The 20,822-nt window shown below is 60.8% G+C and carries 20 protein-coding genes; 4 read left to right on the top strand and 16 right to left on the bottom strand.

Annotated elements, in window-relative coordinates:
• The first annotated feature begins 184 nt into the window (after positions 1-184).
• A complete protein-coding gene (locus tag ACWIKB_RS12500; RefSeq protein ID WP_475267134.1) occupies positions 185-3,655 on the top strand; it encodes a hybrid sensor histidine kinase/response regulator in 3,471 nt (1,156 codons plus the stop codon).
• A 124-nt stretch (positions 3,656-3,779) separates the two neighbouring features.
• Here ACWIKB_RS12500 and ACWIKB_RS12495 read toward each other — a convergent pair whose 3' ends face one another.
• Positions 3,780-5,144 carry a DNA recombination protein RmuC gene (locus ACWIKB_RS12495; RefSeq protein WP_163910401.1) on the bottom strand — a complete coding sequence of 455 codons (1,365 nt, stop codon included), beginning with the start codon at positions 5,142-5,144 and terminating at the stop codon, positions 3,780-3,782.
• A 175-nt stretch (positions 5,145-5,319) separates the two neighbouring features.
• Positions 5,320-5,643 carry a sel1 repeat family protein gene (locus ACWIKB_RS12490; protein WP_475267132.1) on the bottom strand — a complete coding sequence of 108 codons (324 nt, stop codon included), beginning with the start codon at positions 5,641-5,643 and terminating at the stop codon, positions 5,320-5,322.
• Between the two features lie 994 nt (positions 5,644-6,637).
• Between ACWIKB_RS12490 and ACWIKB_RS12485 the strand changes: the two genes are divergently transcribed.
• The 3 genes from ACWIKB_RS12485 (at position 6,638) to ACWIKB_RS12475 (ending at position 9,040) form a co-directional block, all read left to right on the top strand.
• Positions 6,638-6,862 carry a hypothetical protein gene (locus ACWIKB_RS12485; RefSeq protein ID WP_003214941.1) on the top strand — a complete coding sequence of 75 codons (225 nt, stop codon included), beginning with the start codon at positions 6,638-6,640 and terminating at the stop codon, positions 6,860-6,862.
• A gap of 277 nt (positions 6,863-7,139) precedes the next feature.
• Entirely contained in the window at positions 7,140-7,622 is a 483-nt protein-coding gene (locus tag ACWIKB_RS12480; RefSeq protein ID WP_475267130.1) for a hypothetical protein, read from the top strand.
• Between the two features lie 146 nt (positions 7,623-7,768).
• The gene (locus tag ACWIKB_RS12475) at positions 7,769-9,040 is read left to right on the top strand and encodes an OmpP1/FadL family transporter (RefSeq protein WP_475267128.1); all 1,272 of its coding nucleotides are present in this window, start codon (positions 7,769-7,771) and stop codon (positions 9,038-9,040) included.
• Positions 9,041-9,226: 186 nt separating this feature from the next.
• Here the strand turns inward: ACWIKB_RS12475 and ACWIKB_RS12470 are convergent, their stop codons facing one another.
• The 14 genes from ACWIKB_RS12470 to cobO form a co-directional block, all read right to left on the bottom strand.
• Positions 9,227-9,778, bottom strand: coding sequence for a glutathione peroxidase (locus ACWIKB_RS12470; RefSeq protein ID WP_475267126.1), 552 nt, complete (start codon positions 9,776-9,778; stop codon positions 9,227-9,229).
• A gap of 56 nt (positions 9,779-9,834) precedes the next feature.
• Positions 9,835-9,957, bottom strand: a complete 123-nt coding sequence (locus ACWIKB_RS12465) for a hypothetical protein (RefSeq protein WP_256207536.1) — start codon at positions 9,955-9,957, stop codon at positions 9,835-9,837.
• Positions 9,954-11,162: an MFS transporter gene (locus tag ACWIKB_RS12460; RefSeq protein ID WP_475267124.1), complete on the bottom strand. Its 1,209-nt coding sequence runs from the start codon at positions 11,160-11,162 to the stop codon at positions 9,954-9,956. Before ACWIKB_RS12460 ends, ACWIKB_RS12465 begins: the two co-directional genes overlap by 4 nt.
• A 52-nt stretch (positions 11,163-11,214) precedes the next feature.
• Entirely contained in the window at positions 11,215-11,619 is a 405-nt protein-coding gene (locus ACWIKB_RS12455; RefSeq protein WP_475267122.1) for a MarR family winged helix-turn-helix transcriptional regulator, read from the bottom strand.
• A gap of 138 nt (positions 11,620-11,757) precedes the next feature.
• Positions 11,758-12,495 (bottom strand): adenosylcobinamide-GDP ribazoletransferase, encoded by a 738-nt coding sequence (locus tag ACWIKB_RS12450; RefSeq protein ID WP_475267120.1) that lies wholly within the window; start codon positions 12,493-12,495, stop codon positions 11,758-11,760.
• A 2-nt stretch (positions 12,496-12,497) separates the two neighbouring features.
• Positions 12,498-13,073 (bottom strand): alpha-ribazole phosphatase family protein, encoded by a 576-nt coding sequence (cobC, locus tag ACWIKB_RS12445; protein ID WP_475267118.1) that lies wholly within the window; start codon positions 13,071-13,073, stop codon positions 12,498-12,500.
• Positions 13,070-14,125 (bottom strand): nicotinate-nucleotide--dimethylbenzimidazole phosphoribosyltransferase, encoded by a 1,056-nt coding sequence (gene cobT / locus ACWIKB_RS12440; RefSeq protein ID WP_475267116.1) that lies wholly within the window; start codon positions 14,123-14,125, stop codon positions 13,070-13,072. Before cobT ends, cobC begins: the two co-directional genes overlap by 4 nt.
• The gene (cobU, locus tag ACWIKB_RS12435) at positions 14,122-14,643 is read right to left on the bottom strand and encodes a bifunctional adenosylcobinamide kinase/adenosylcobinamide-phosphate guanylyltransferase (RefSeq protein ID WP_475267114.1); all 522 of its coding nucleotides are present in this window, start codon (positions 14,641-14,643) and stop codon (positions 14,122-14,124) included. Before cobU ends, cobT begins: the two co-directional genes overlap by 4 nt.
• Positions 14,644-14,792: 149 nt before the next feature.
• Positions 14,793-16,244, bottom strand: coding sequence for a cobyric acid synthase (locus ACWIKB_RS12430; protein ID WP_475267112.1), 1,452 nt, complete (start codon positions 16,242-16,244; stop codon positions 14,793-14,795).
• Complete coding sequence (cobD, locus tag ACWIKB_RS12425; protein WP_475267110.1) at positions 16,241-17,233, bottom strand: threonine-phosphate decarboxylase CobD; 993 nt, start codon at positions 17,231-17,233, stop codon at positions 16,241-16,243. Before cobD ends, ACWIKB_RS12430 begins: the two co-directional genes overlap by 4 nt.
• Complete coding sequence (gene cbiB, locus ACWIKB_RS12420) at positions 17,226-18,134, bottom strand: adenosylcobinamide-phosphate synthase CbiB (RefSeq protein ID WP_475267108.1); 909 nt, start codon at positions 18,132-18,134, stop codon at positions 17,226-17,228. Before cbiB ends, cobD begins: the two co-directional genes overlap by 8 nt.
• Entirely contained in the window at positions 18,131-18,781 is a 651-nt protein-coding gene (gene bluB / locus ACWIKB_RS12415) for a 5,6-dimethylbenzimidazole synthase (RefSeq protein ID WP_475267106.1), read from the bottom strand. Before bluB ends, cbiB begins: the two co-directional genes overlap by 4 nt.
• Positions 18,778-20,178 (bottom strand): cobyrinate a,c-diamide synthase, encoded by a 1,401-nt coding sequence (locus ACWIKB_RS12410; protein WP_475267105.1) that lies wholly within the window; start codon positions 20,176-20,178, stop codon positions 18,778-18,780. The genes bluB and ACWIKB_RS12410 overlap by 4 nt, the downstream gene beginning before the upstream one ends.
• A complete protein-coding gene (gene cobO / locus ACWIKB_RS12405) occupies positions 20,175-20,786 on the bottom strand; it encodes a cob(I)yrinic acid a,c-diamide adenosyltransferase (protein WP_054049504.1) in 612 nt (203 codons plus the stop codon). Before cobO ends, ACWIKB_RS12410 begins: the two co-directional genes overlap by 4 nt.
• Positions 20,787-20,822: the final 36 nt, after the last annotated feature.

The following is a 20,822-nucleotide window of genomic DNA, read 5'->3' as shown; positions in this document are numbered from 1 at the left end:
GGAGATCCCATGTGGGAGCGGGCTTGCTCGCGAAGAGGCCCGCCCAGACACCCAACATCCGAAGCCCTGCCGCCCTGCGACACCCCGCCACGCCTCGACCTTGGTCGACACTGACGAACCCGGGCCATCGTGCGAGACTGTCTGTCCGGGCCTGAACCCCGGGTGTCTTTTGTCTGGAGTTTCCATGTCGCTGTCCAGCGGGCTGATCGCCGCCGTTGCCCTGGCCTATATGGCCATCATGTTCGCCATCGCCTTCTACGGTGACCGTCGCAGCGCGCCGTTGCCGCCGCGCGTACGTGCCTGGGTCTACAGTTTGTCGCTGGCCGTCTATTGCACCAGTTGGACCTTCTTTGGCGCCGTGGGCCAGGCCGCCGAACAGCTCTGGTCATTCCTGCCGATCTACCTCGGGCCGATCCTGCTGCTGGTGTGCGCGCCGTGGGTCCTGCAAAAGATGGTGATGATCAGCAAGCAGGAGAACATCACCTCCATCGCCGACTTCATTGCCGCGCGTTATGGCAAGTCGCAATCGCTGGCGGTAGTGGTGGCGTTGATCTGCCTGGTCGGCGTGCTGCCCTACATTGCCTTGCAGCTCAAGGGCATCGTGCTCGGGGTGAACTTGCTGATCGGCGCCGGGGCCGATGCCATGGGCGTTCGCGCCCAGGACACGGCGCTGATCGTCTCGCTGGTATTGGCGTTGTTTACCATCGTTTTCGGCACGCGCAACCTCGACGCCACCGAACACCACCGAGGCATGGTGTTGGCGATTGCGTTCGAATCGCTGGTCAAGCTGTTCGCTTTTCTCGCGGTCGGCGCGTTCGTGACCTACGGCTTGTACGACGGTTTCGACGACCTGTTCGACCAGGCCATGCTCGCCCCGCGCTTGGAGGAATACTGGAAAGAAACCATCAACTGGCCGTCGATGGTGGTGCAAACCGGTGTCGCGATGATGGCGATTATCTGCTTGCCCCGGCAGTTCCACGTCACGGTGGTGGAGAACATCGAGCCTCAGGACTTGCGCCTGGCCAAGTGGGTGTTCCCGGCCTACCTGGCATTGGCAGCGCTGTTTGTAGTCCCGATCGCATTGGCCGGCCAGATGTTGCTACCGAGTTCGGTACTGCCAGACTCCTTCGTCATCAGCCTGCCGCTGGCCCAGGCCCACCCGGCGCTGGCGTTGCTGGCGTTTATCGGTGGTGCTTCAGCGGCCACCGGCATGGTGATCGTCGCCAGCGTGGCGCTGTCGACCATGGTTTCCAACGACATGTTGTTGCCGTGGTTGCTGCGCCGCAACAACGCCGAGCGGCCATTCGAAGTGTTCCGCCAGTGGATGCTGTCGGTGCGTCGAGTCACCATCGTGGTGATTTTGCTGCTGGCCTACGTCAGTTATCGCCTGCTCGGCTCGACCGCCAGCCTGGCGACCATCGGCCAGATCGCCTTCGCCGCCGTGACTCAACTGGCCCCGGCGATGCTGGGTGCGCTGTACTGGAAACAGGCGAACCGCCGCGGTGTATTTGCCGGCCTCGCTGCCGGGACGTTCTTGTGGTTCTACACCCTGATTCTGCCGATTGCCGCCCACAGCCTGGGCTGGTCCTTGAGCACTTTTCCAGGGCTGGCGTGGTTACACAGCAATCCGCTGCACCTGCCGCTCACCCCGCTGACCCAAGGCGTGGTGTTGTCGCTGGCCGCCAACTTCACACTGTTTGCCTGGGTATCGGTGCTGTCGCGCACGCGGGTTTCCGAGCACTGGCAGGCCGGTCGGTTCATTGGCCAGGAAATCAGCGCCCGGCCCAGCGCGCGCTCGATGCTTTCGGTGCAGATCGACGATTTGTTGCAACTGGCCGCCCGTTTCGTCGGTGAAGAACGCGCCCGTCAAAGCTTCATCCGTTTCGCTTATCGCCAGGGCAAAGGCTTCAACCCGAACCAGAACGCCGACGGTGAATGGATCGCGCATACCGAACGCTTGCTGGCTGGTGTCCTCGGCGCTTCTTCAACGCGCGCTGTAGTAAAAGCCGCCATCGAAGGACGGGAAATGCAACTGGAGGACGTCGTCCGCATCGCCGACGAAGCTTCAGAAGTGTTGCAGTTCAATCGCGCCTTGCTGCAAGGGGCGATCGAGAACATCACCCAAGGCATCAGTGTGGTCGACCAATCGTTGAAACTGGTGGCCTGGAACCGCCGTTATCTGGAGCTGTTCAACTACCCGGACGGCTTGATCAGTGTCGGCCGGCCAATCGCCGACATCATTCGCTACAACGCCGAGCGCGGGCTGTGTGGCCCCGGCGAAGCGGAGGTGCATGTCGCTCGCCGTTTGCACTGGATGCGTCAGGGCCGTGCCCACACCTCAGAGCGACTGTTCCCCAATGGCCGAGTGATCGAGTTGATCGGCAACCCGATGCCCGGCGGCGGTTTTGTCATGAGCTTCACCGACATCACCGCGTTCCGCGAGGCCGAGCAGGCGTTGACCGAGGCCAACGAAGGCCTGGAACAACGGGTGACCGCACGGACTCACGAACTCTCGCAACTTAACGTCGCCCTGACCGAAGCCAAGGGCACCGCCGAGTCAGCGAACCAATCGAAAACCCGTTTTCTGGCGGCAGTCAGCCATGACTTGATGCAGCCGTTGAACGCCGCTCGACTGTTCTCCGCCGCCCTGACTCATCAGGACGACGGCCTGTCCGGCGAGGCGCAAAAACTGATCCATCATCTGGACAGTTCGTTGCGCTCAGCCGAGGACTTGATCAGTGACTTGCTGGACATTTCCCGCCTGGAAAACGGCAAGATCAACCCCGATCCCAAGCCGTTTGTGCTTAACGAGTTGTTCGATATTCTCGGCGCCGAGTTCAAGGCACTGGCGCAGGAACAAGGGCTGAAATTCCGCCTGCGCGGCAGCACATTGCGAGTCGACAGCGACATCAAGTTGCTGCGACGCATCTTGCAAAACTTCCTGACCAATGCGTTCCGCTATGCCAAAGGTCCGGTGCTGCTGGGGGTTCGGCGGCGCAAGGGCGAACTGTGCCTGGAAGTCTGGGATCGTGGACCGGGGATTCCGGAAGACAAGCAGCAGGTGATTTTCGAAGAATTCAAGCGCCTCGACAGCCACCAGACCCGCGCAGAGAAAGGCCTGGGTCTGGGCCTGGCGATTGCTGATGGTTTGTGTCGGGTGTTGGGCCACACGTTGCGCGTGCGATCCTGGCCGGGTCACGGCAGCGTATTCAGCGTCAGCGTGCCGCTGGCCCGGGCGCAGAGCATGGCGCCGAGCAACGTGGTTGAACTCAACGGTAAATTGCCGACCGGCGCGCAGGTGCTGTGCATCGATAACGAAGACAGCATTCTGATTGGCATGAACAGTCTGTTGACGCGCTGGGGTTGCCAGGTCTGGACCGCGCGCAATCGTGAGGAGTGCGCCGCATTGCTCAGCGACGGGATGCGTCCGCAGTTGGCGTTGGTGGACTATCACCTGGACGATGGTGAGACCGGCACCGAGTTGATGGCCTGGCTACGCACGCGAATGGGCGAGCCGGTGCCGGGGGTGGTGATCAGTGCCGATGGGCGGCCGGAAACGGTAGCTCAGGTGCATGCGGCGGGGTTGGATTATCTGGCTAAACCGGTGAAACCGGCGGCGTTGCGGGCGTTGTTGAGTCGGCATTTGCCGTTGTGATGCGGCAGGCTTAAGCCCGGCAGTGGCTGATCTGACGCCTTCGCGAGCAAGCCCACTCCCACATTGGATCTATGTGGCACTGAAGATCCCTTGTGGGAGCGGGCTTGCTCGCGAAGTTTTTGACTTACTCCGGCAACTCCGCCAACCCATCCACATCGGTCATCGCCCGCTCGAGCAAATCCGCCGGCAAGCTCTTGCTCGCCCGCGCGCCCAGCAGCTTCAATTGCTCGCTACGGCTGACCAGGTTGCCGCGCCCTTCTGTCAGCTTGTTGCGTGCCGAGCTGTAGGCTTTATCGAGTTGCTGCAAGCGATTGCCGACTTCGTCCAGGTCTTGAATAAACAACACGAATTTGTCGTACAGCCACCCGGCCCGCTCGGCGATTTCCCGCGCGTTCTGGGTCTGGCGCTCTTGCTTCCACAGACTGTCGATGACCCGCAACGTCGCCAGCAACGTGGTCGGGCTGACGATCACGATGTTGCGATCGAAGGCCTCCTGAAACAGCGTCGGCTCGGCCTGCAATGCCGCAGAAAACGCCGCTTCGATGGGAACAAACAGTAGAACGAAATCCAGGCTGTGCAGACCATCGAGTCGCTTGTAATCCTTGCCGGACAAGCCTTTGACGTGATTACGCAGTGACAATACGTGCTGCTTGATTGCAATCTGGCCGATGGCATCGTCGTCGGCGGCGACGTATTGCTGATAAGCGGTGAGGCTGACCTTGGAGTCGACCACCACCTGCTTGTCGCCGGGCAGGTAAATGATCACATCCGGCTGGAAACGTTCGCCGTCCGGGCCTTTGAGGGTGACCTGGGTCTGGTACTCGCGGCCCTTTTCCAGGCCGGCGTGCTCAAGCACGCGCTCGAGAATCAGCTCGCCCCAGTTGCCTTGGGTTTTCTGGCCTTTCAAGGCACGGGTCAGGTTGGTGGCTTCGTCGCTCAGACGCAGGTTGAGCTGTTGCAGGCGCTCCAGTTCCTTGGCCAGGGAAAAGCGTTCACGGGCTTCGGCTTGATAGCTTTCTTCAACGCGTTTTTCAAAGGACTGGATGCGCTCCTTCAGCGGATCAAGCAACTGTCCGAGGCGCTGCTGACTGGTTTCGGCGAAACGCTGCTCGCGCTCGTCGAAGATCTTGCCCGCCAACTCGGCGAACTGCGCCCGCAATTCATCCCGTGAGCCCTGAAGGTCGTTGAGACGTTGCTGATGGCTTTCCTGTTGTTCGCGCAGCTCGGCGTTGAGGGACGCGGTTTGCGCGTCCAGACGACGCAACTCAGCCTCTTTGCCGGCGCGTTCGATGTTCCAGGCGTGGGCCGCGTCGCGGGCATCGTCACGTTCGATTTGCAGTAACTCGACTTCACGGCGTAGCGCAGCAAGATCAGCTTGCTTGGTGGAGTTGGCCTGACTCAGGTCGCCGATTTCGTCGCGGCACGCATCGAGCTGGGCATTCAAACCATCCTGGGCCAATTGGGCCATGGCCAGCCGCTCTTCCAGCAGCGCCTGATCGGCTTGCGCCGAGCTCGCCCGACGCTGGATGTGCCAGGCCAGCGCCAACAATGGCACTGCTGCGCCCGCCAGACCAAGCAATATGCTGGTCAAGTCCATAGCCATAGCGACTCCTGCCGATGAGATAAAGCCTGAAGGTTAACCAAGGCGTCAGGTCTTGGACAGCTCAGTCTTCGATCAGCCCAAGTTCCTGCTGGGCGCGCCGGTCACCGGCGCGGGCGGCCTGGCGCAGCAAGTCGTGACCGATGCGCCGATCCCGGGCATTGCCGCATTCGCGGCACATCAACTGACCCAAACGGCTTTGCGCAGCCACCACCCCTTCACGGGCCGGTTGCTTGAGCAAACGTCCGGCAAAATGTTTGACGTTGGGGTTATCGCCCAGGCGCGGGCTGTCGAGCAGCCACTCGGCCACACGCATGGAAAAGCGCTTGGGTGGGGTAACAGTCGGGGGTGTCGCGGTAACAGCGGATGATACTGAGCGAAACTTCATAAAGCACTGTAGGGCAGATCGGAAGGCGCGCCACTCTACTCTTTTTTTCTTACAGGTAAAGTCGAAAAAAACCCGGCACGCCCGTCCTAGAGCAAGCGCTTGGGACAATCCACAGAAGCTGTGGATAACTCAGTGGACAACCGCCCTTGAACTCTCGCAAAGCCCTGTGGAATGGGGCTCGCAGTCAAACTGACGATTTTTTCACCAGTAAAAAAAAGCGATGTTTTTCATTGACTTAAATTTTCATTACAGGCACCCACTGTGTTTGAAGCCAAGGTGACAGTGGCGTGACAGTCTGCGCAACTTATGTGCACAAGTACCTTCGCGGCGGTTATATCGGTGCGCTTTTTCGGCGCATTTTGCAGCCAAGCCTGGGGATAAGCCGTGGCAAAACGTTGACCCAGGCTGATTCAGGGCCGCTGCAGCGAGACGACCAACGGTTAATTCCTGAGCCATTACAGGGCAGGTCCCGTGTTTACGGCCTACAATTACCCCCGCCGAAAGCGACTCAACCACCCGGCCGAAGATCTTTTTTTGCTAACACACTTCCTTTCTCAAATTCAATCCGTTAGTATCCGCGGCGTTAGTACCAAGCTGAAAGTCAATTCTGGTCGAACAAATCCCCCCGGTCAGCCTTCCCTTGAGAAGCCTCAACCGACAAAGCGGGATCGACCACCTCGATGGTTTCCAGGTAAACCTTGCGTCAACACTGCCTTTGAAATGATTGCAAAGGGTGTTGCGAAGCTCACTTACTCTGACCGAACCAGCCTGCAAATTGATCAGGATCTTCACCCCGGGCCCAGAACCTTTGCCCTTGATGTGTTGCCTGCCCTCCTAAGTACCTACCTGCCAGCCCAAGCGCGCCAATTATCAGCGCTTCAAACTGGCTGCTTTGTTCCAGTCGGGTTCTTCGATCGACCAATGGTGGTCGTCGTCACTGGAACGTTTTAATTTTGCACGGCTCTTATCCGTGTCGCTTGTAGGAACACCAACAATGTCTACTCAAATCCACACTCAGGATGCCATTCGCACCCTAACCAACGCTTTTGCACCAATGAACTGCCTGATCATGGCCGCTCGCAAAGGCTGCTTCAGCTTCACTCTGGTCAACGAACACGGCATCGCCCGTCACAGCGAACGCCTGTACCCCGATCAATACTCCAGCGCTGAACCGCTGCAGGCCGTGATCGATCGTACTCGCCAGGCACTGGTTGCCTGAGACGCCAGAAAGACTGAAAACCTCAAAAGCCCTGCTCAAAAAGCGGGGCTTTTTATTGCCTGATATTTCACTTCCCCCGCTCAACGCCTAAGCACTAACCGATATAACGGTTATAACTGGCTGCCGGAAATATTTTAAAAACAGACCTTTACGGCGCGAATATGACACTACACTTCAACTCAAGCGGCTTGATCCGCTTCCGGCGAGCCTGAGTCGATTCACTGCTGCCAAGCCCCCCCTTCAGGTATCGCCGCCCATTTAATGTTTCGAGGGCTTTATGGGTATCGCTGCCAGCGAACTGTGTCGTTATGTGATCCGCCCGACCTTGATTTACCTCGGGCGCCATAGCGCAACTGCCGAATCCCTGTTGCTGGGCATCGCCGCCAGCCAGTCAGCCCTTGGTTCCGCCCTGCATGACCGCCGTGGACATGGCCTGTATCGAATTCCCGAGCCCCGTCACCGGGCGTTGTGGGATCACTACCTGGCCCTCGACCCTGAACGGGCGAGCCTGGTTCGCGGCCTCGCCAGTCAGCATGCTTTTTTAAGCAGTCCACACCTGGAATTGACCGTTAACCTGCGTTACGCCACCGCCATCGCCTGGCTGCTGGTAGAAGAGCAAAACACTCCCCTCCCCGACTCTGATGATTTGCTGGGCATGGCCCGAATCTGGCGCCAGACCTTCCAGCCTCAGGGACGCCTGCGCGACTTTACCTGCGCCTGGCAAACCTGTGTTTCATCGCTGAATCAGGTCGCTTGCTGACCACCTCATTTCACAAGATCTCGCAACAGGACGCGAATCTGGTCTGATTGTCCTACAAAACCGCTCTAACTCAACCCATACAGGCTATAGCGCTGGGACGAAAATGTTGGTAATTTTCGCCCCGGTGATCACCAGGAGTTCTAATAATGAAAAAAGTCATGCTCAAAACCACCCTTAGCCTCGCCGTTACCTTGGCATCCACCCAGCTCTTCGCAAGTGGCTTTGCCATCAACGAACAAAGTATTAGCGGGATGGGTACAGGTTTTGCTGGGCGATCTTCCTCTGCCGATGACGCAAGCACAATTTATGGCAACCCTGCCGGCATGGCACGCATCAAGCGCGAACAAGTCACCGGCGGCGCTGCAATGCTCGACGCACACACCGACATCAGCAAAGCCAGCTCCCGCCCGAACAGCGGCAGCAACGACGGCGACATGGTGCCGTTCATCGCCGTACCGATGGGCTACTACGTCAAGCCTATCGATGATCAATGGGCAGTCGGTGTGGGTGTGTACGCTCCGTTCGGTCTGGTGACCGATTACGAGCACGGTTTTGCCGGCCGCTACTTCGGCAGCACCAGCGACGTAAAAGTCGTGACCCTGCAACCGACCGTGAGCTACGCCTTCAACGACAAGGTATCGATCGGTTTCGGTCCGACCATCAACCGTATCGACGGCAAGCTGGAATCAAACCTGTCGGCTGTCTCGGCTCTTCCTGATGGCGAAGTCAAGATCAAGGGCGACGACACTGCACTGGGCTACAACATCGGGATCCTGGCTCAGTTGACCGACAGCACTCGTGTCGGCCTGACCTATCACTCGAAAGTGAAGTACAAGCTCGAAGGCAACACCAAGGTCAACTACGGTGTACTGGGCATTCTTGGCCAGAATCCAAGCCAGAAGTACGACGCTTCGCTGGACCTGACCACCCCTGAATCGGTGGACTTCTCGCTGACTCACCAGATCGACGACAAGTGGACCGTGTACGCGGGCAGCACCTGGACTCGCTGGAGCCGCCTGAAAGAAATCACCGTCGAAAACAAAGGTGTTCCGGCCGCCCTGAACGGTCAATTCGGTTCCATCACCGAAGAACAGAACTGGCACGACACCTGGGCTCACGCCATCGGTGCGTCCTACCAGCTGAACAAGGAATGGGTCCTGCGTACCGGTCTGACCTTCGATCAGGCACCGACCAACAACGTCGACCGCTCCCCACGCATCCCGACTGGCGATCGCAAGATTTTCAGCCTGGGCGCCGGCTGGAGCCCGACCGACGACCTGACCATCGACGTGGCGTACTCGTACCTGCGCGAAGAGTCGGTCAATATCAACAACACCAACGACCGTGGCCAAGCCTACAGCGCCAAGTATCAAAACTGGGCGAACGGTTTCGGTGTCGGTGCGACCTACCGCTTCTGATGATTCACGGCGAGGCTGAACCGCTCGCTGCCTGAATCAAAAAAGCCCCGCTCTCTTGTACAGAGGCGGGGCTTTTTTGTGGGAGCAGGCTTGCTCGCGAAGGGGGCGGCCCATTCAACATCCTTGTTGAATGACACATCGCCTTCGCGAGCAAGTCGAATCGTCGCACCGCCGCTCCCACAGGAATCAGGGTTTGGAGGCCAGGGCTTTCTCGACCGCTTCGATGAATTCAGGATTGTCGGGCTTGGTCAGGCTGGAGAAATTGGCAATCACCTTGCCTTGGCGATCAACCACGTACTTGTAAAAATTCCACTTCGGCGCGCTGCTTTGCGCGGCGAGTATCTTGAACAGGTGGGTCGCATCGTCGCCGCGGACTTTCTGCGGCTCGGTCATGGTGAAGGTCACGCCATAGTTGACGTAGCAGACCTTCGCGGTCTCGGCGCCGTCCTTGGACTCTTGCTTGAAGTCATTGGACGGAACGCCGATCACCTCCAGCCCTTGGTCCTTGTAACGCTGATACAGCGCCTCAAGGCCTTTGAACTGCGGAGCGAATCCACAGAAGCTGGCGGTGTTGACCACCACCAGCGGCTTGCCGGCGAAGCGCTGGCACAAATCGATGGATTCCTTGGCCCGCAACTTCGGCAGTGAGCCTTGCAAGAGCTCCGGACAGTCGGCTGCCTGGGCCAATCCGGTGAACGCCATCAACAACGCGGGGACTGCAAGCCAGCGCATCGGCATGTCGGTACATCCTTGAGAAGTCGTCAGAAATCGAAGTTACTCGCCCTCGCAACGCCCTAGCAAGCACCCATGCCCAACTGCATCAACGCCAGCCCGCCCTGATGCCAGCCCCACCACGCCAGGGCCAGCAGCAAGGCACCGCCAGCAACTGCAACGATTCGCGGCCAAAGACTGTTCATATCGCACTCATTTGGGTTTGCAACCGCGCCACCGGCCGTTCGCGTACCGGCCAGTTCAACGCGGCGGCTAACAGGCTCAAGAGAATCGCCACTTGCCAGATCAAGTCGTAACTCCCGGTCCGGTCATACACCACCCCGCCCAACCAGCCGCCGAGGAACGAGCCGAGCTGGTGAAACAGGAACACAATCCCACCGAGCATGGACAGGTTGCGCACACCAAACAAGGTCGCCACCGTGCCATTGGTCAATGGCACCGTAGATAACCAGAGAAAACCCATCGCCATACCGAACAGATACGCCGTGGTCGTGGTGACCGGTGCCCACAGGAACAACCCGATCACCACCGCTCGCAACAGATACAAACCGGTGAGCAAGCGCGGCTTCGACATCCGCCCACCGAGCCAGCCTGCGGTATAGGTACCGAAGATATTGAACAGCCCGATCAGCGCCAGCACCGTGGTGCCAACAGAAGCCGGCAGGTGTTGATCCACCAGATAAGCCGGCAAGTGCACGCCGATAAACACCACCTGGAAACCGCAGACAAAAAAGCCGAACGCCAATAGCCAGAAGCCGGAATGGGAGCAGGCTTCGCGCAGCGCTTCGGACAAAGTTTGCTCATGGCCGAGGGTCGGCAACGGCTTGTCCTTGAGCATGCTCACCAACGGCACGATCAGCGCTACCAGCAAGCCCAGCACCAATAATGCGGCAGACCAGCCGAGCCAGCCGATCAGCCCCAGCGTGCCGGGCAACATGGCGAACTGGCCGAATGAGCCGGCGGCGCTGGCAATGCCCATGCCCATGCTGCGTTTTTCTGGCGGTACCGCGCGCCCGACCACGCCGAGAATCACCGAGAACGAAGTGCCCGACAGGCCGATGCCGATCAACAGGCCAGCGCTCAAAGACAAGGTTACCGCTGAGTCGGACATCCCCATGAAGATCAGGCCCGTCGCGTACAACACGCCACCGACCAACACCACTTTTGCCGCGCCAAAGCGGTCTGCCAGGGCGCCGGTGAACGGCTGCGCCAGGCCCCAGATCAGGTTTTGCAGGGCGATGGCAAACGCAAACGTCTCACGCCCCCAGCCAAACTCGGCGCTCATCGGCGCCAGGAACAGCCCGAAGCCGTGTCGCACGCCCAAGGACAACGCCAGAATCAGCGCACTCCCCACCAACACCCAACCGCAAGTACGCCACATCGATGTCATTCTTATTCTCCGGTAGCGGGTATATACCCGCTTAAGGTCGAACTAACCGGCATCAAGCCAGCTCGTCCAGCAATCTAAGTAAGGTTTCACGTTTTTCGGCGCCCAGACGGTCAATCAACCGCTGCTGCGCCGCCTCCCAGGCCGGCAAGGCTGCTGCCAGGCGTTCCGCGCCAGCCTCGGTGAGCTTGACGATGCGGTTGCGCATGTCTTCGCCCTCGACCAACGTCACCAGCCCTTCGCCTTCCAGCACCCGCAAATTGCGCCCCAAAGTGCTGCGGTCCAGGCCCATCGCTTCGGCCAGGGTGGAAATACTCGGCTGATCCAGACGCTGCAAATTGCACAGCAAAGAATACTGGGCAACGTTGATCCCGAAGCCGTCGAGTGCGCCGTCGTAATGCCTGCTGACGCCACGGGCGGCGCGACGCAGGTTGATACATAAACATTGGGAATCGAGCATGGTGCGTGTATATACCCGCGGTTAAATGAAAGCAAATTTTTGATACATAACCCTGTAGGAGCGAGGCTTGCCCGGGAACAATGCACCGCGGTATCGCAGACACACCGCGTTATCGTTCTTCGCGGGCAAGCCTCGCTCCTACAGGAATAATGCCAGTCCTACGAGCACCGCCATTTCCAGCAACTCCAGCAACGCCCCCGCCGTATCGCCCGTGGTCCCGCCCAACCGCCGCACCATCACCTGGCGCAACCAGATAAACCCCACCGCCGCCAGCACGAGCGCAACCAGGCCTTTGAAAACACCCGCGATCAACACACAGGTCAGCGCACTGATTATCAGCACCTGCCACCCAGCCTTACGCGGCAGATGATCGGCCAACGCCTGCCCCAACCCGCCGGCCCGCACATACGACGTCGTCAGGAACAACCCCAACAACGCCGCACGTCCGATCAACGGCACGATGATCAAGACAACGCCGTGCCCCTGCTCGATCAACGCGAGCAACGCGGCGAATTTGAGCAGCAACACCAACACCAGCGTGACCACTGCAATCGGCCCGCTGCGCGGGTCTTTCATAATGGTCAGGGTGCGTTCACGGTCGCCAAACCCGCCGAGCCAGGCATCGGCGCTGTCGGCCAAACCGTCCAGGTGCAGCGCGCCGCTGAGCAACACCCAAACCGTCAGCAGCAGTGCGGCGTGCAGCAATAACGGCGTGCCGAATAATAATCCGTTCAACGCCCATAACAGAGCGCCGAACAGCAACCCCACCAACGGATAAAACAGCAGCGAGCGCCCCAATTCCTGAGGTGCCGGCATGCCCGGTAGACGAATCGGCAGGCTGCTCAAGAATTGCAGGGCGATCCAGAACGGCAACATGCTCAGAGTGCTTCCCGTAACAAGGGGCCGGCGCCGACCGACAGCGAATGCAACGAAGCGTGGGCGACTTCGACGTTGAGCAACTGCTCACGCGGCAAGCCACGGGCCTGGGCCAGCAGCAACTTCATAACCCCGCCGTGGGTGATCAGCAACACCCGCTCGCCCGCATAACTCGCGTGCAGCCGCTCGACCGCCGCCAGCACCCGCGTTGAAAAGTCGCTGACTGGCTCACCCTCGGGTGGCGTGAACGAATATGGATCAGTCCAGAACAGCCCCAACGCCTCGGCACTGGTTTTCATGAGTTCCGCTGTGTTCTGCCCCTCCCACGCGCCGAAATGCAGTTCTTGCAGGTCTTTTTCCAACTGCACCGACAAACCGAGTTGCCCGCCCAGTTCTTCCGCAAACCGTGCACAACGCTGCAATGGCGAGCTGACCAGACGATCCCACGGTCCCTGCCCGATCACGGCCGCACGCAGTTGCGCCCAGCCTTTGTCGGTCAGTGCGTCATCGAGGCTGCCGCGCAAGCCGCCACCGAGTTCGGTCTCGCCGTGGCGCAGCAAATCCAGGCGCATGGTCATGCCGGACGATCCGCCACCGCTGCTTCAGCGAAAGTCGCCATCTGCCCGTGCAGATCGCACGCCAGACGCAACAACGGCACCGCCAGCGCGGCACCGCTGCCCTCGCCCAGACGCAGACCGAGGTCCAGCAACGGCTCGGCGTTCAGGGTTTCCAGCACATGACGATGACCCGGCTCGGCGCCGCGATGGCCGAACAGCAACCACTGGCGGCACTCTGGATTCAAACGCACCGCCACCAACGCGGCGACGCTGCAAATAAAGCCGTCCACCAGCACCGCAACGCCTTCCTGGGCGCAGGCCAGATACGCGCCAACCAACGCCGCGATTTCAAAACCGCCAAGGTTGAAAAGGGTTAGCAGCGCATCGCCACGCAGGGCGCCGTGCAGCGCCAACGCACGCTCGATCACTTGCGCTTTATGGCTGACACCCGCCGCATTTAGCCCGGTGCCCGGCCCGGTCAGATGCACCACTGGGCAATCCAGCAAAGCGCAGGCCAGAGCGCTGGCCGCCGTGGTGTTGCCGATGCCCATTTCGCCGCCGATAAACAACTGCGCACCGGCAGCGATGGCGCGCAACGCGCTGTCACGCCCGGCTTGTAGCGCCAGTTCGCCTTGAGCGGCGGTCATGGCCGGACCGTTCACAAAGTTGGCTGTGCCCGGACCGACATTCAGATGGCGTACACCTGGCAGGTTCAGCGACGGCGTGACGGTGCCGAGGTCGACCACTTCCAGTTGAGCGCCCAGTTGCCGAGCGAGCACACTGATTGCCGCGCCGCCAGTGACGAAGTTATGCAGCATCTGCCCAGTGACTTCCTGAGGAAACGCCGATACGCCCTCAGCGACCACGCCATGGTCACCGGCAAAAATCGCGATCCACAGCCGATCGAGGCTTGGTTTGACCTGACCTTGCAACCCGGCCAGTTGCACCGCCACCGATTCCAGCCGACCGAGGGAACCGGCAGGTTTGGTCAGTTGCTGCTGACGGGCCTCAGCCTGTTCGACGACGGCCGCATTGATCGGTTTGCACGGGTTCAGCCACCAGGATTGAGTCATAACGCAGTACCTTTAAGAGTCAGGGGCAGGCCGGCGACGGTCAGAACGACACGCTGACAGCGCTCAGCCAGGGCTTGATGCAGCCAACCGGCTTCATCGACATAGCGGCGAGTCAATTCGCCCAGCGGCACGACACCCATTCCGGTCTCGTTGCTGACAAAAATAATTTCACCCGGCAGCCCGGCCAGGCAGTCCAGCAAGGCATCGCGTTCGGCAGTCAGGCGCTCGGGGTTGTCGAGCATCAGCAGATTGGTCAACCACAGGGTCAGGCAATCCACCAACAGGCAACGCTCGGCGCTGGCGCTTTCGCGCAGGACGCGGGCCAGTTCCAGCGGCTCTTCGATCAGCGCCCATTCGGCGGGCCGGCGGGCGCGGTGATGGGCGACCCGGTCGTTCATTTCGCCGTCCAGGGGTTGGCTGGTGGCGATGTAGGTGACCTGGAGTTGACTGTCTGCCGCGAGTTTTTCCGCCAGGCGACTTTTGCCGGAGCGGGCGCCGCCGAGGATGAGTTGGAGCATGGTGACGTCCTATAAATGTGCGGTGAGGCGACTGCCGTCTTCGCGAGCAAGCCCGCTCCCACAGTGGATCTCTATTGACCACTCAACCTGTGGTTAACCCAAAACCATGTGGGAGCGGGCTTGCTCGCGAAGAGGCCATCAAACCCACCTTAAAACCCGCAGAGCCCACGCAATAGCGCGGTATCCAAATGCTTCTCCACCAAATCCGCCAACCGCTCGATATCGCGCTCGCGCAAGGCGTGATAATCCACTTCCTGCACGTTCTGCAAACCGGCCCAGCGTAACAACGCGCTGCTCGCTGCCGGTGATTCAAACAGCCCATGCAGGTAGGTGCCGAAAATCTGCCCATCGAGACTTTGTGCGCCGTCGCAGCGACCATCGTCCAACTGCACGGCCGCGTTTTCCAACGCCGGCCCCGTGGTTACGCCGGCATGGATTTCATAGCCGCTGACTTCAGCATTCTCCAACGCTAATCGCCCACGCACATTGCGCAATTGCTTCTCTTCTTCGAGCAACGTTTCGAACGCCAGCAAACCCAAACCAGCGCTGGAACCCGGCGCGCCTTCGAGGCCCAGTGGGTCATGCACCTGCTCGCCAAGCATTTGCAGCCCGCCGCAAATCCCCAGCACTTTGCCGCCGTAGCGCAGGTGTCGGGAGATTGCCGTGTCCCAGCCATTGGCCCGCAGGTACGCAAGGTCGCTACGTACGCTTTTCGAGCCGGGAAGAATAATCAGGTCAGCCGCCGGAATCGCTTGGCCGGGGCCGATGAATTGCAGGTCCACTTGCGGGTGCAGGCGCAGCGGATCGAAATCGGTGTGGTTACTGATGCGCGGCAGCACCGGCACCACCACTTTGAGCACTTGATCAGCCTTGTCGGTCTGGCGCTGATCGATGCCGTCCTCGGCTTCCAGGTGCAGGTCCATCACATAAGGCAGGACGCCGATCACCGGTTTGCCAGTGCGCTGTTCCAGCCAGTCGAGGCCCGGTTGCAGCAAAGCAATGTCGCCGCGAAAACGGTTGATGATGAAGCCTTTGACCCGCGCCTGTTCGCTGGGTGACAGCAGCTCCAGCGTACCGACCAAATGGGCAAAAACCCCACCGCGATTGATGTCGGCAATCAGCACCACAGGGCAATCCACCGCTTCGGCAAAACCCATGTTGGCGATATCGCCAGCACGCAGATTGATCTCGGCCGGCGAGCCCGCGCCTTCGACCATCACCACCGGATACGCCGCGCTCAGCCGTTCGTGGGAGGCCAGCACCGCTTGCATGGCGATGGCTTTGTAGTCGTGATAGGCAACCGCATTCATGGTGGTGACCGCGCGACCATGAATGATCACTTGGGCGCCTGTGTCACTGTTGGGTTTGAGCAGCACCGGGTTCATGTCGGTGTGCGGTTCAAGGTTGGCGGCCTGGGCCTGCACCGCTTGCGCGCGACCGATCTCGCCACCGTCGGCGGTCACGGCACTGTTCAACGCCATGTTCTGCGGCTTGAACGGCACAACGCGCACGCCGTGGCGCGTGACCCAGCGACACAACGCCGTCACCAAGGTGCTTTTACCGGCGTCGGACGTGGTGCCCTGCACCATCAACGTAGTCATTGGATTTCCTTGGCGAAGGCTTGCAAGGCTTGCTCGAGACGGGTTTCTTCGGCAGCGTCGGCCGGCAAACCGAAACGCAGGCTGCTGTTGTGGATAAACAACCGCAGCAGGATGCCGCGCCGGGCCATGAACTCATGGAGTTCTTCAGCGCGCTCGGTGATCAGCCATTGAAACAAGGCACAACCGCCCTGGGGTTTGAAATGGTTACGCTCCAGCAGCGCGGCCAAGCGTTGACTGGCCTCGTCACTGCGCAACCGTTGCCGGGCGTGGCCTTCGGTATCCTGCAAACAGGCTTGGCCCAGCACCCGGGTCGGGCCACTGACCGCCCACGGTCCGACTTGCTCGGCGAGCAATTTGAGCAACTTGCGCTCGGCCAGGACGAAGCCCAAACGCACGCCTGCAAGACCGAAAAATTTGCCGAACGAGCGCAACACAATCAAACCGACCTGATTGGCAAACGGCGACACACTCAGTTGCGGCGTGTTGTCCATAAACGCTTCGTCGACCACCAGCCAACCTCCGCGCTGGGCGAGTCGCGAATGCCAGTCGAGCAGGCGACTCGGGCTCAGGCTCAGGCCCGTGGGGTTGTTCGGGTTGACCACCACCAGCACGTCGAGGCTGTCGAGAAAGAAGTCGACTTCCTGCTCCAGCACTTCGCGCACGATGTAGCCATTACGGCGCCAGGCTTCGGCGTGTTCGGCATAACACGGCGACAGCACGCCGACCTTGCCGGCCCGACGCAAACGCGGCAGCAACTGGATCGCCATCTGCGAACCGGCGACCGGCAGCACTTGCGCCGCGCCGTAGTAATCGCAAGCAGCCTGCTCCAGCCCGTCGTCGGTTTCCGGCAAACGTGCCCAGGCCCGTAGCGGAATTTCCGGGACAGGAAACGGCCAGGGCGCCAGACCACTGGAGAGGTCGAGCCAATCAGCTTCGGCAATGCCGTATTCGAGTGCCGCCTTACGCAGCCGACCACCGTGCTCAAGCATAGAATTCAGCTCCCACGCAGAGAATCAGCAGCCATAACCATACGCCGCGCTGGACCAATTGCCAGCCACGGTCGATGGAGTCGGCATCCGCCGCCGGGCCTTCGCCCAGTTGCGGACGCTGATGCAGTTCACCGTGATAAATCGCCGCCCCGCCCAACTCGACACCCAGCGCACCGGCACCGGCCGCCATCACCGGCCCGGCGTTCGGGCTGTCCCAGGTCGGGCCCTGGGTGCGCCAGCATTTCAATGCGAGTCGGGTTTTGCCCAGCAGTGCGTAGGTCAACGCCACCAGGCGCGCGGGAATGTAGTTGAGGACGTCGTCGATTTTTGCCGCCGCCCAGCCGAACCGTTCGAAGCGTTCGTTGCGATAACCCCACATGGCGTCGAGGGTGTTACTCAATCGATAGAGGACCACGCCCGGCGCACCGGCCACGGCAAACCAGAACAGCGCAGCGAATACCGCGTCGCTGCCGTTTTCCAACACCGATTCGGTGGCGGCGCGGGCGACTTCGGTCTTGTCCAGTTCGCTGGTCTGGCGACTGACCAGATAGCCCACGCGTTTGCGCGCTTCGTCCAGATCATCGCTGCGCAGGGCCTTGGCCACCGGCTCGACATGTTCGCCGAGGCTGCGCATGCCGAGGGCGCAATACAGCGCCAGGATCTCGACCAGCCAACCGACATAAGGCGCCCAGGACAATGCCGTGGCCAGCAAGGTCAGCGGCAACACCGCGATCACCCAAGCGGTGACGCCATGACTGCGCCAGCCACGGCCACCGGAGTTGAAACGTTGTTCGATGCGATCGGCAAAACGGCCGAACGCCACCAGCGGATGCCAGCGTTTGGGTTCACCCAGCAGCGCATCCAGCGCAACCGCGGCGACACTCAACAACGCCACACTCATTGACTCACTCCCCAAAAATTCTCATACAACAGTTCACTGAGTGGACGCGCCTGCGCCCAGCCTTCGAGTACCAACATCGGCGCCGGATAGAATTCCTTGACCGGGCCGAGGCAAAGAACGGCCAACGGCTTGGCGCCGGCGGGCAAACCCAGCAGGTCCGCCAGGGCTTGCGGCTCGAACAGTGAAACCCAGCCCATCCCCAACCCTTCGGCGCGGGAGGCCAGCCACAGGTTCTGGATTGCGCAAGACAGCGAGGCCATGTCCATTTCCGGCAAGGTGCGGCGGCCGAAAATATGGCGCTCGCGATCGTCCATCAGCGCAGCGACCAACACTTCGGCGCAATCGTTGATGCCTTCGACCTTGAGCTTCATGAACTCGTCGGTGCGCTCGCCGAGGGCCTCGGCGGTGCGGATGCGTTCTTCTTCCACCAGTTGCTGGATCTGCCCGCGCAGGGCTTTATCGCTGATGCGGATGAAGCGCCACGGTTGCATCAGGCCGACACTGGGGGCCTGATGGGCGGCTTCGAGCAGGCGGCGCAGCAGCTCAGGTTCGACAGTGCCGCCGCTGAAGTGGCGCATGTCGCGGCGTTCGGCGATGGCTCGGTAGACGGCGGCGCGTTCGTCCTCGGAGAAGGCGTTGTCGGTCATGGCCTCTTCGCGAGCAAGCCCGCTCCCACAGTAGATCGCATTTCTTCAGGTAATTTAGCTTCAACTGTGGGAGCGGGCTTGCTCGCGAAGGCGTCCTCAAGATCAGGCGCAAACAGCGCGGCAATCGCCGATGGATTGGACGGAAAATAAAAGTGCACATAAGAGGCCGTCATCCGCCCCTCACGATAAACCGCCTCTGCCCCGCGCCCGCCATTAGGGCTCAGGCCCCGGGCAATCGGCTCAAGTTCAGTGCTGGTCAACGAGTGATGATAGGTGTGCCCGCGCAGCAAGCCTTCAGGCAACTCGACCGCTTGCAACGCCAATGCCGCCAGACGCTTTTGCATCACCGCATCCCCAGCCAGCAACCCAACCAATTCAGCGCGAGTACCGTCGACATCGGTCAACGAATCGAGCAGATACAGCATGCCGCCACATTCAGCCAACAGCGGTTTACCGGCGGCGTGATGCGCGCGAATCGCGGTCAGCATCGAGGTGTTTTGCGCCAGGGCGACGTGGTGCAGCTCGGGGTAACCGCCCGGCAGATAGAGGCTGTCAGCTTCGGGCAATTCGGTATCGCGAATCGGCGAGAAAAACGCCAGTTCAGCGCCCATCGCCCGCAACAGATCCAGGCTCGCGCCGTAGGTGAAGGCAAACGCTTCGTCACGGGCCACGGCGATGCGCACGCCCGCCAGCAACGGCTCGGCAGCGATCACGTCCGGGGCGGCGAATTCGACGGCCGGTGGCAGCGCTACCTCACAACTGCTGGCCAACGCATCGGCCGCCGCATCGAGGCGAACATCGAGGTCGTTCAACTCGCTGGCCTGCACCAAGCCAAGGTGACGGCTCGGCAATTCGATCCCTGTTTCCCGGGACAATGCGCCGTACCAGCGCAAGCCTTCGGTCAGGCTGCCTTCGAGCAATTGTGCGTGACGCAAAGTGCCGACGCGGTTGGCCAGGACGCCGGCGAACGGCAAATCCGGCTGATACTTCGCTAACCCTAACGCCAACGCGCCAAAGGTCTGGGCCATGGCGGTGCCGTCGATCACGCCGAGCACCGGTACGCCGAAATGCCGCGCCAGGTCAGCACTGGACGGCGTGCCGTCGAACAGGCCCATGACGCCTTCGATCAGAATCAGATCGGCTTCACCTGCGGCTTCCCACAACAGCCGACGACTTTCCTGCTCGCCGACCATCCACATGTCCAATTGATAAACCGGCGCACCACTGGCGCGCTCGAGAATCATCGGGTCGAGAAAATCCGGGCCGCATTTGAACACGCGCACTTTGCGCCCCTGATTGCGGTGCAACCGGGCCAGCGCGGCGGTGACGGTGGTCTTGCCCTGACCGGAGGCCGGCGCGGCAATCAATACCGCCGGGCAATGACGAGGCTGACTCACAATTCGACGCCTTTTTGCGCTTTGATCCCAGCCTGGAAGGCGTGCTTGATCACGTTCATTTCGGTGACAGTGTCGGCCAGCTCGATCATTTCCGGCTTGGCGCCGCGACCGGTGACGACGACATGCTGCATCGGCGGACGGGCCTGCAAGTCGCTGAGCACTTGATCGAGATCGAGGTAGCCGTGCTTGAGGGCGATGTTCAGTTCATCCAGCACTACCAGGCCGATCGATGGATCGCGCAGCAGTTCGCGGGACACGGCCCACGCCGCTTCGGCGGCGGCGATGTCACGCTGGCGGTCCTGGGTTTCCCAGGTGAAGCCCTCGCCCATCACATGAAAGCGCACTTGCTCCGGGAAGCGACGGAAGAACAATTCCTCGCCGGTGCTGTTGCGGCCCTTGATGAACTGCACCACACCGCATTGCATGCCATGGCCCATGGATCGGGCCAGCATGCCGAAGGCCGAGCTGCTTTTGCCTTTGCCGTTGCCGGTCAGCACCAGCAGCAGGCCGCATTCGTTTGGCGAGTTGGCGATGCGTTCGTCGATCACGGCTTTTTTGCGCAACATGCGCGCCAGGTGGCGTTCGTCACGATCGGGGGTATCAGTCATGGGGGAGCTCTCCGTTGAGGCTGGATAACGGCGGGC

It is taken from the genome of Pseudomonas sp. 5Vm1k (assembly GCF_056161485.1).
This window is presented reverse-complemented; position numbering and strand designations above follow the sequence as displayed.

Coding starts and splice junctions, on each gene's coding strand:
- ACWIKB_RS12465 (WP_256207536.1), bottom strand. CDS start 9,957: ATGAACAGTCTTTGGCCGCGAATCGTTGCAGTTGCTGGCGGTGCCTTG.
- cobO (WP_054049504.1), bottom strand. CDS start 20,786: ATGACTGATACCCCCGATCGTGACGAACGCCACCTGGCGCGCATGTTG.
- ACWIKB_RS12480 (WP_475267130.1), top strand. CDS start 7,140: ATGGGTATCGCTGCCAGCGAACTGTGTCGTTATGTGATCCGCCCGACC.
- ACWIKB_RS12460 (WP_475267124.1), bottom strand. CDS start 11,162: ATGACATCGATGTGGCGTACTTGCGGTTGGGTGTTGGTGGGGAGTGCG.
- ACWIKB_RS12475 (WP_475267128.1), top strand. CDS start 7,769: ATGAAAAAAGTCATGCTCAAAACCACCCTTAGCCTCGCCGTTACCTTG.
- ACWIKB_RS12450 (WP_475267120.1), bottom strand. CDS start 12,495: ATGTTGCCGTTCTGGATCGCCCTGCAATTCTTGAGCAGCCTGCCGATT.
- cobC (WP_475267118.1), bottom strand. CDS start 13,073: ATGACCATGCGCCTGGATTTGCTGCGCCACGGCGAGACCGAACTCGGT.
- ACWIKB_RS12455 (WP_475267122.1), bottom strand. CDS start 11,619: ATGCTCGATTCCCAATGTTTATGTATCAACCTGCGTCGCGCCGCCCGT.
- cobU (WP_475267114.1), bottom strand. CDS start 14,643: ATGCTCCAACTCATCCTCGGCGGCGCCCGCTCCGGCAAAAGTCGCCTG.
- ACWIKB_RS12470 (WP_475267126.1), bottom strand. CDS start 9,778: ATGCCGATGCGCTGGCTTGCAGTCCCCGCGTTGTTGATGGCGTTCACC.
- bluB (WP_475267106.1), bottom strand. CDS start 18,781: ATGACCGACAACGCCTTCTCCGAGGACGAACGCGCCGCCGTCTACCGA.
- ACWIKB_RS12500 (WP_475267134.1), top strand. CDS start 185: ATGTCGCTGTCCAGCGGGCTGATCGCCGCCGTTGCCCTGGCCTATATG.
- cobT (WP_475267116.1), bottom strand. CDS start 14,125: ATGACTCAATCCTGGTGGCTGAACCCGTGCAAACCGATCAATGCGGCC.
- ACWIKB_RS12430 (WP_475267112.1), bottom strand. CDS start 16,244: ATGACTACGTTGATGGTGCAGGGCACCACGTCCGACGCCGGTAAAAGC.
- ACWIKB_RS12490 (WP_475267132.1), bottom strand. CDS start 5,643: ATGAAGTTTCGCTCAGTATCATCCGCTGTTACCGCGACACCCCCGACT.
- cobD (WP_475267110.1), bottom strand. CDS start 17,233: ATGCTTGAGCACGGTGGTCGGCTGCGTAAGGCGGCACTCGAATACGGC.
- ACWIKB_RS12485 (WP_003214941.1), top strand. CDS start 6,638: ATGTCTACTCAAATCCACACTCAGGATGCCATTCGCACCCTAACCAAC.
- cbiB (WP_475267108.1), bottom strand. CDS start 18,134: ATGAGTGTGGCGTTGTTGAGTGTCGCCGCGGTTGCGCTGGATGCGCTG.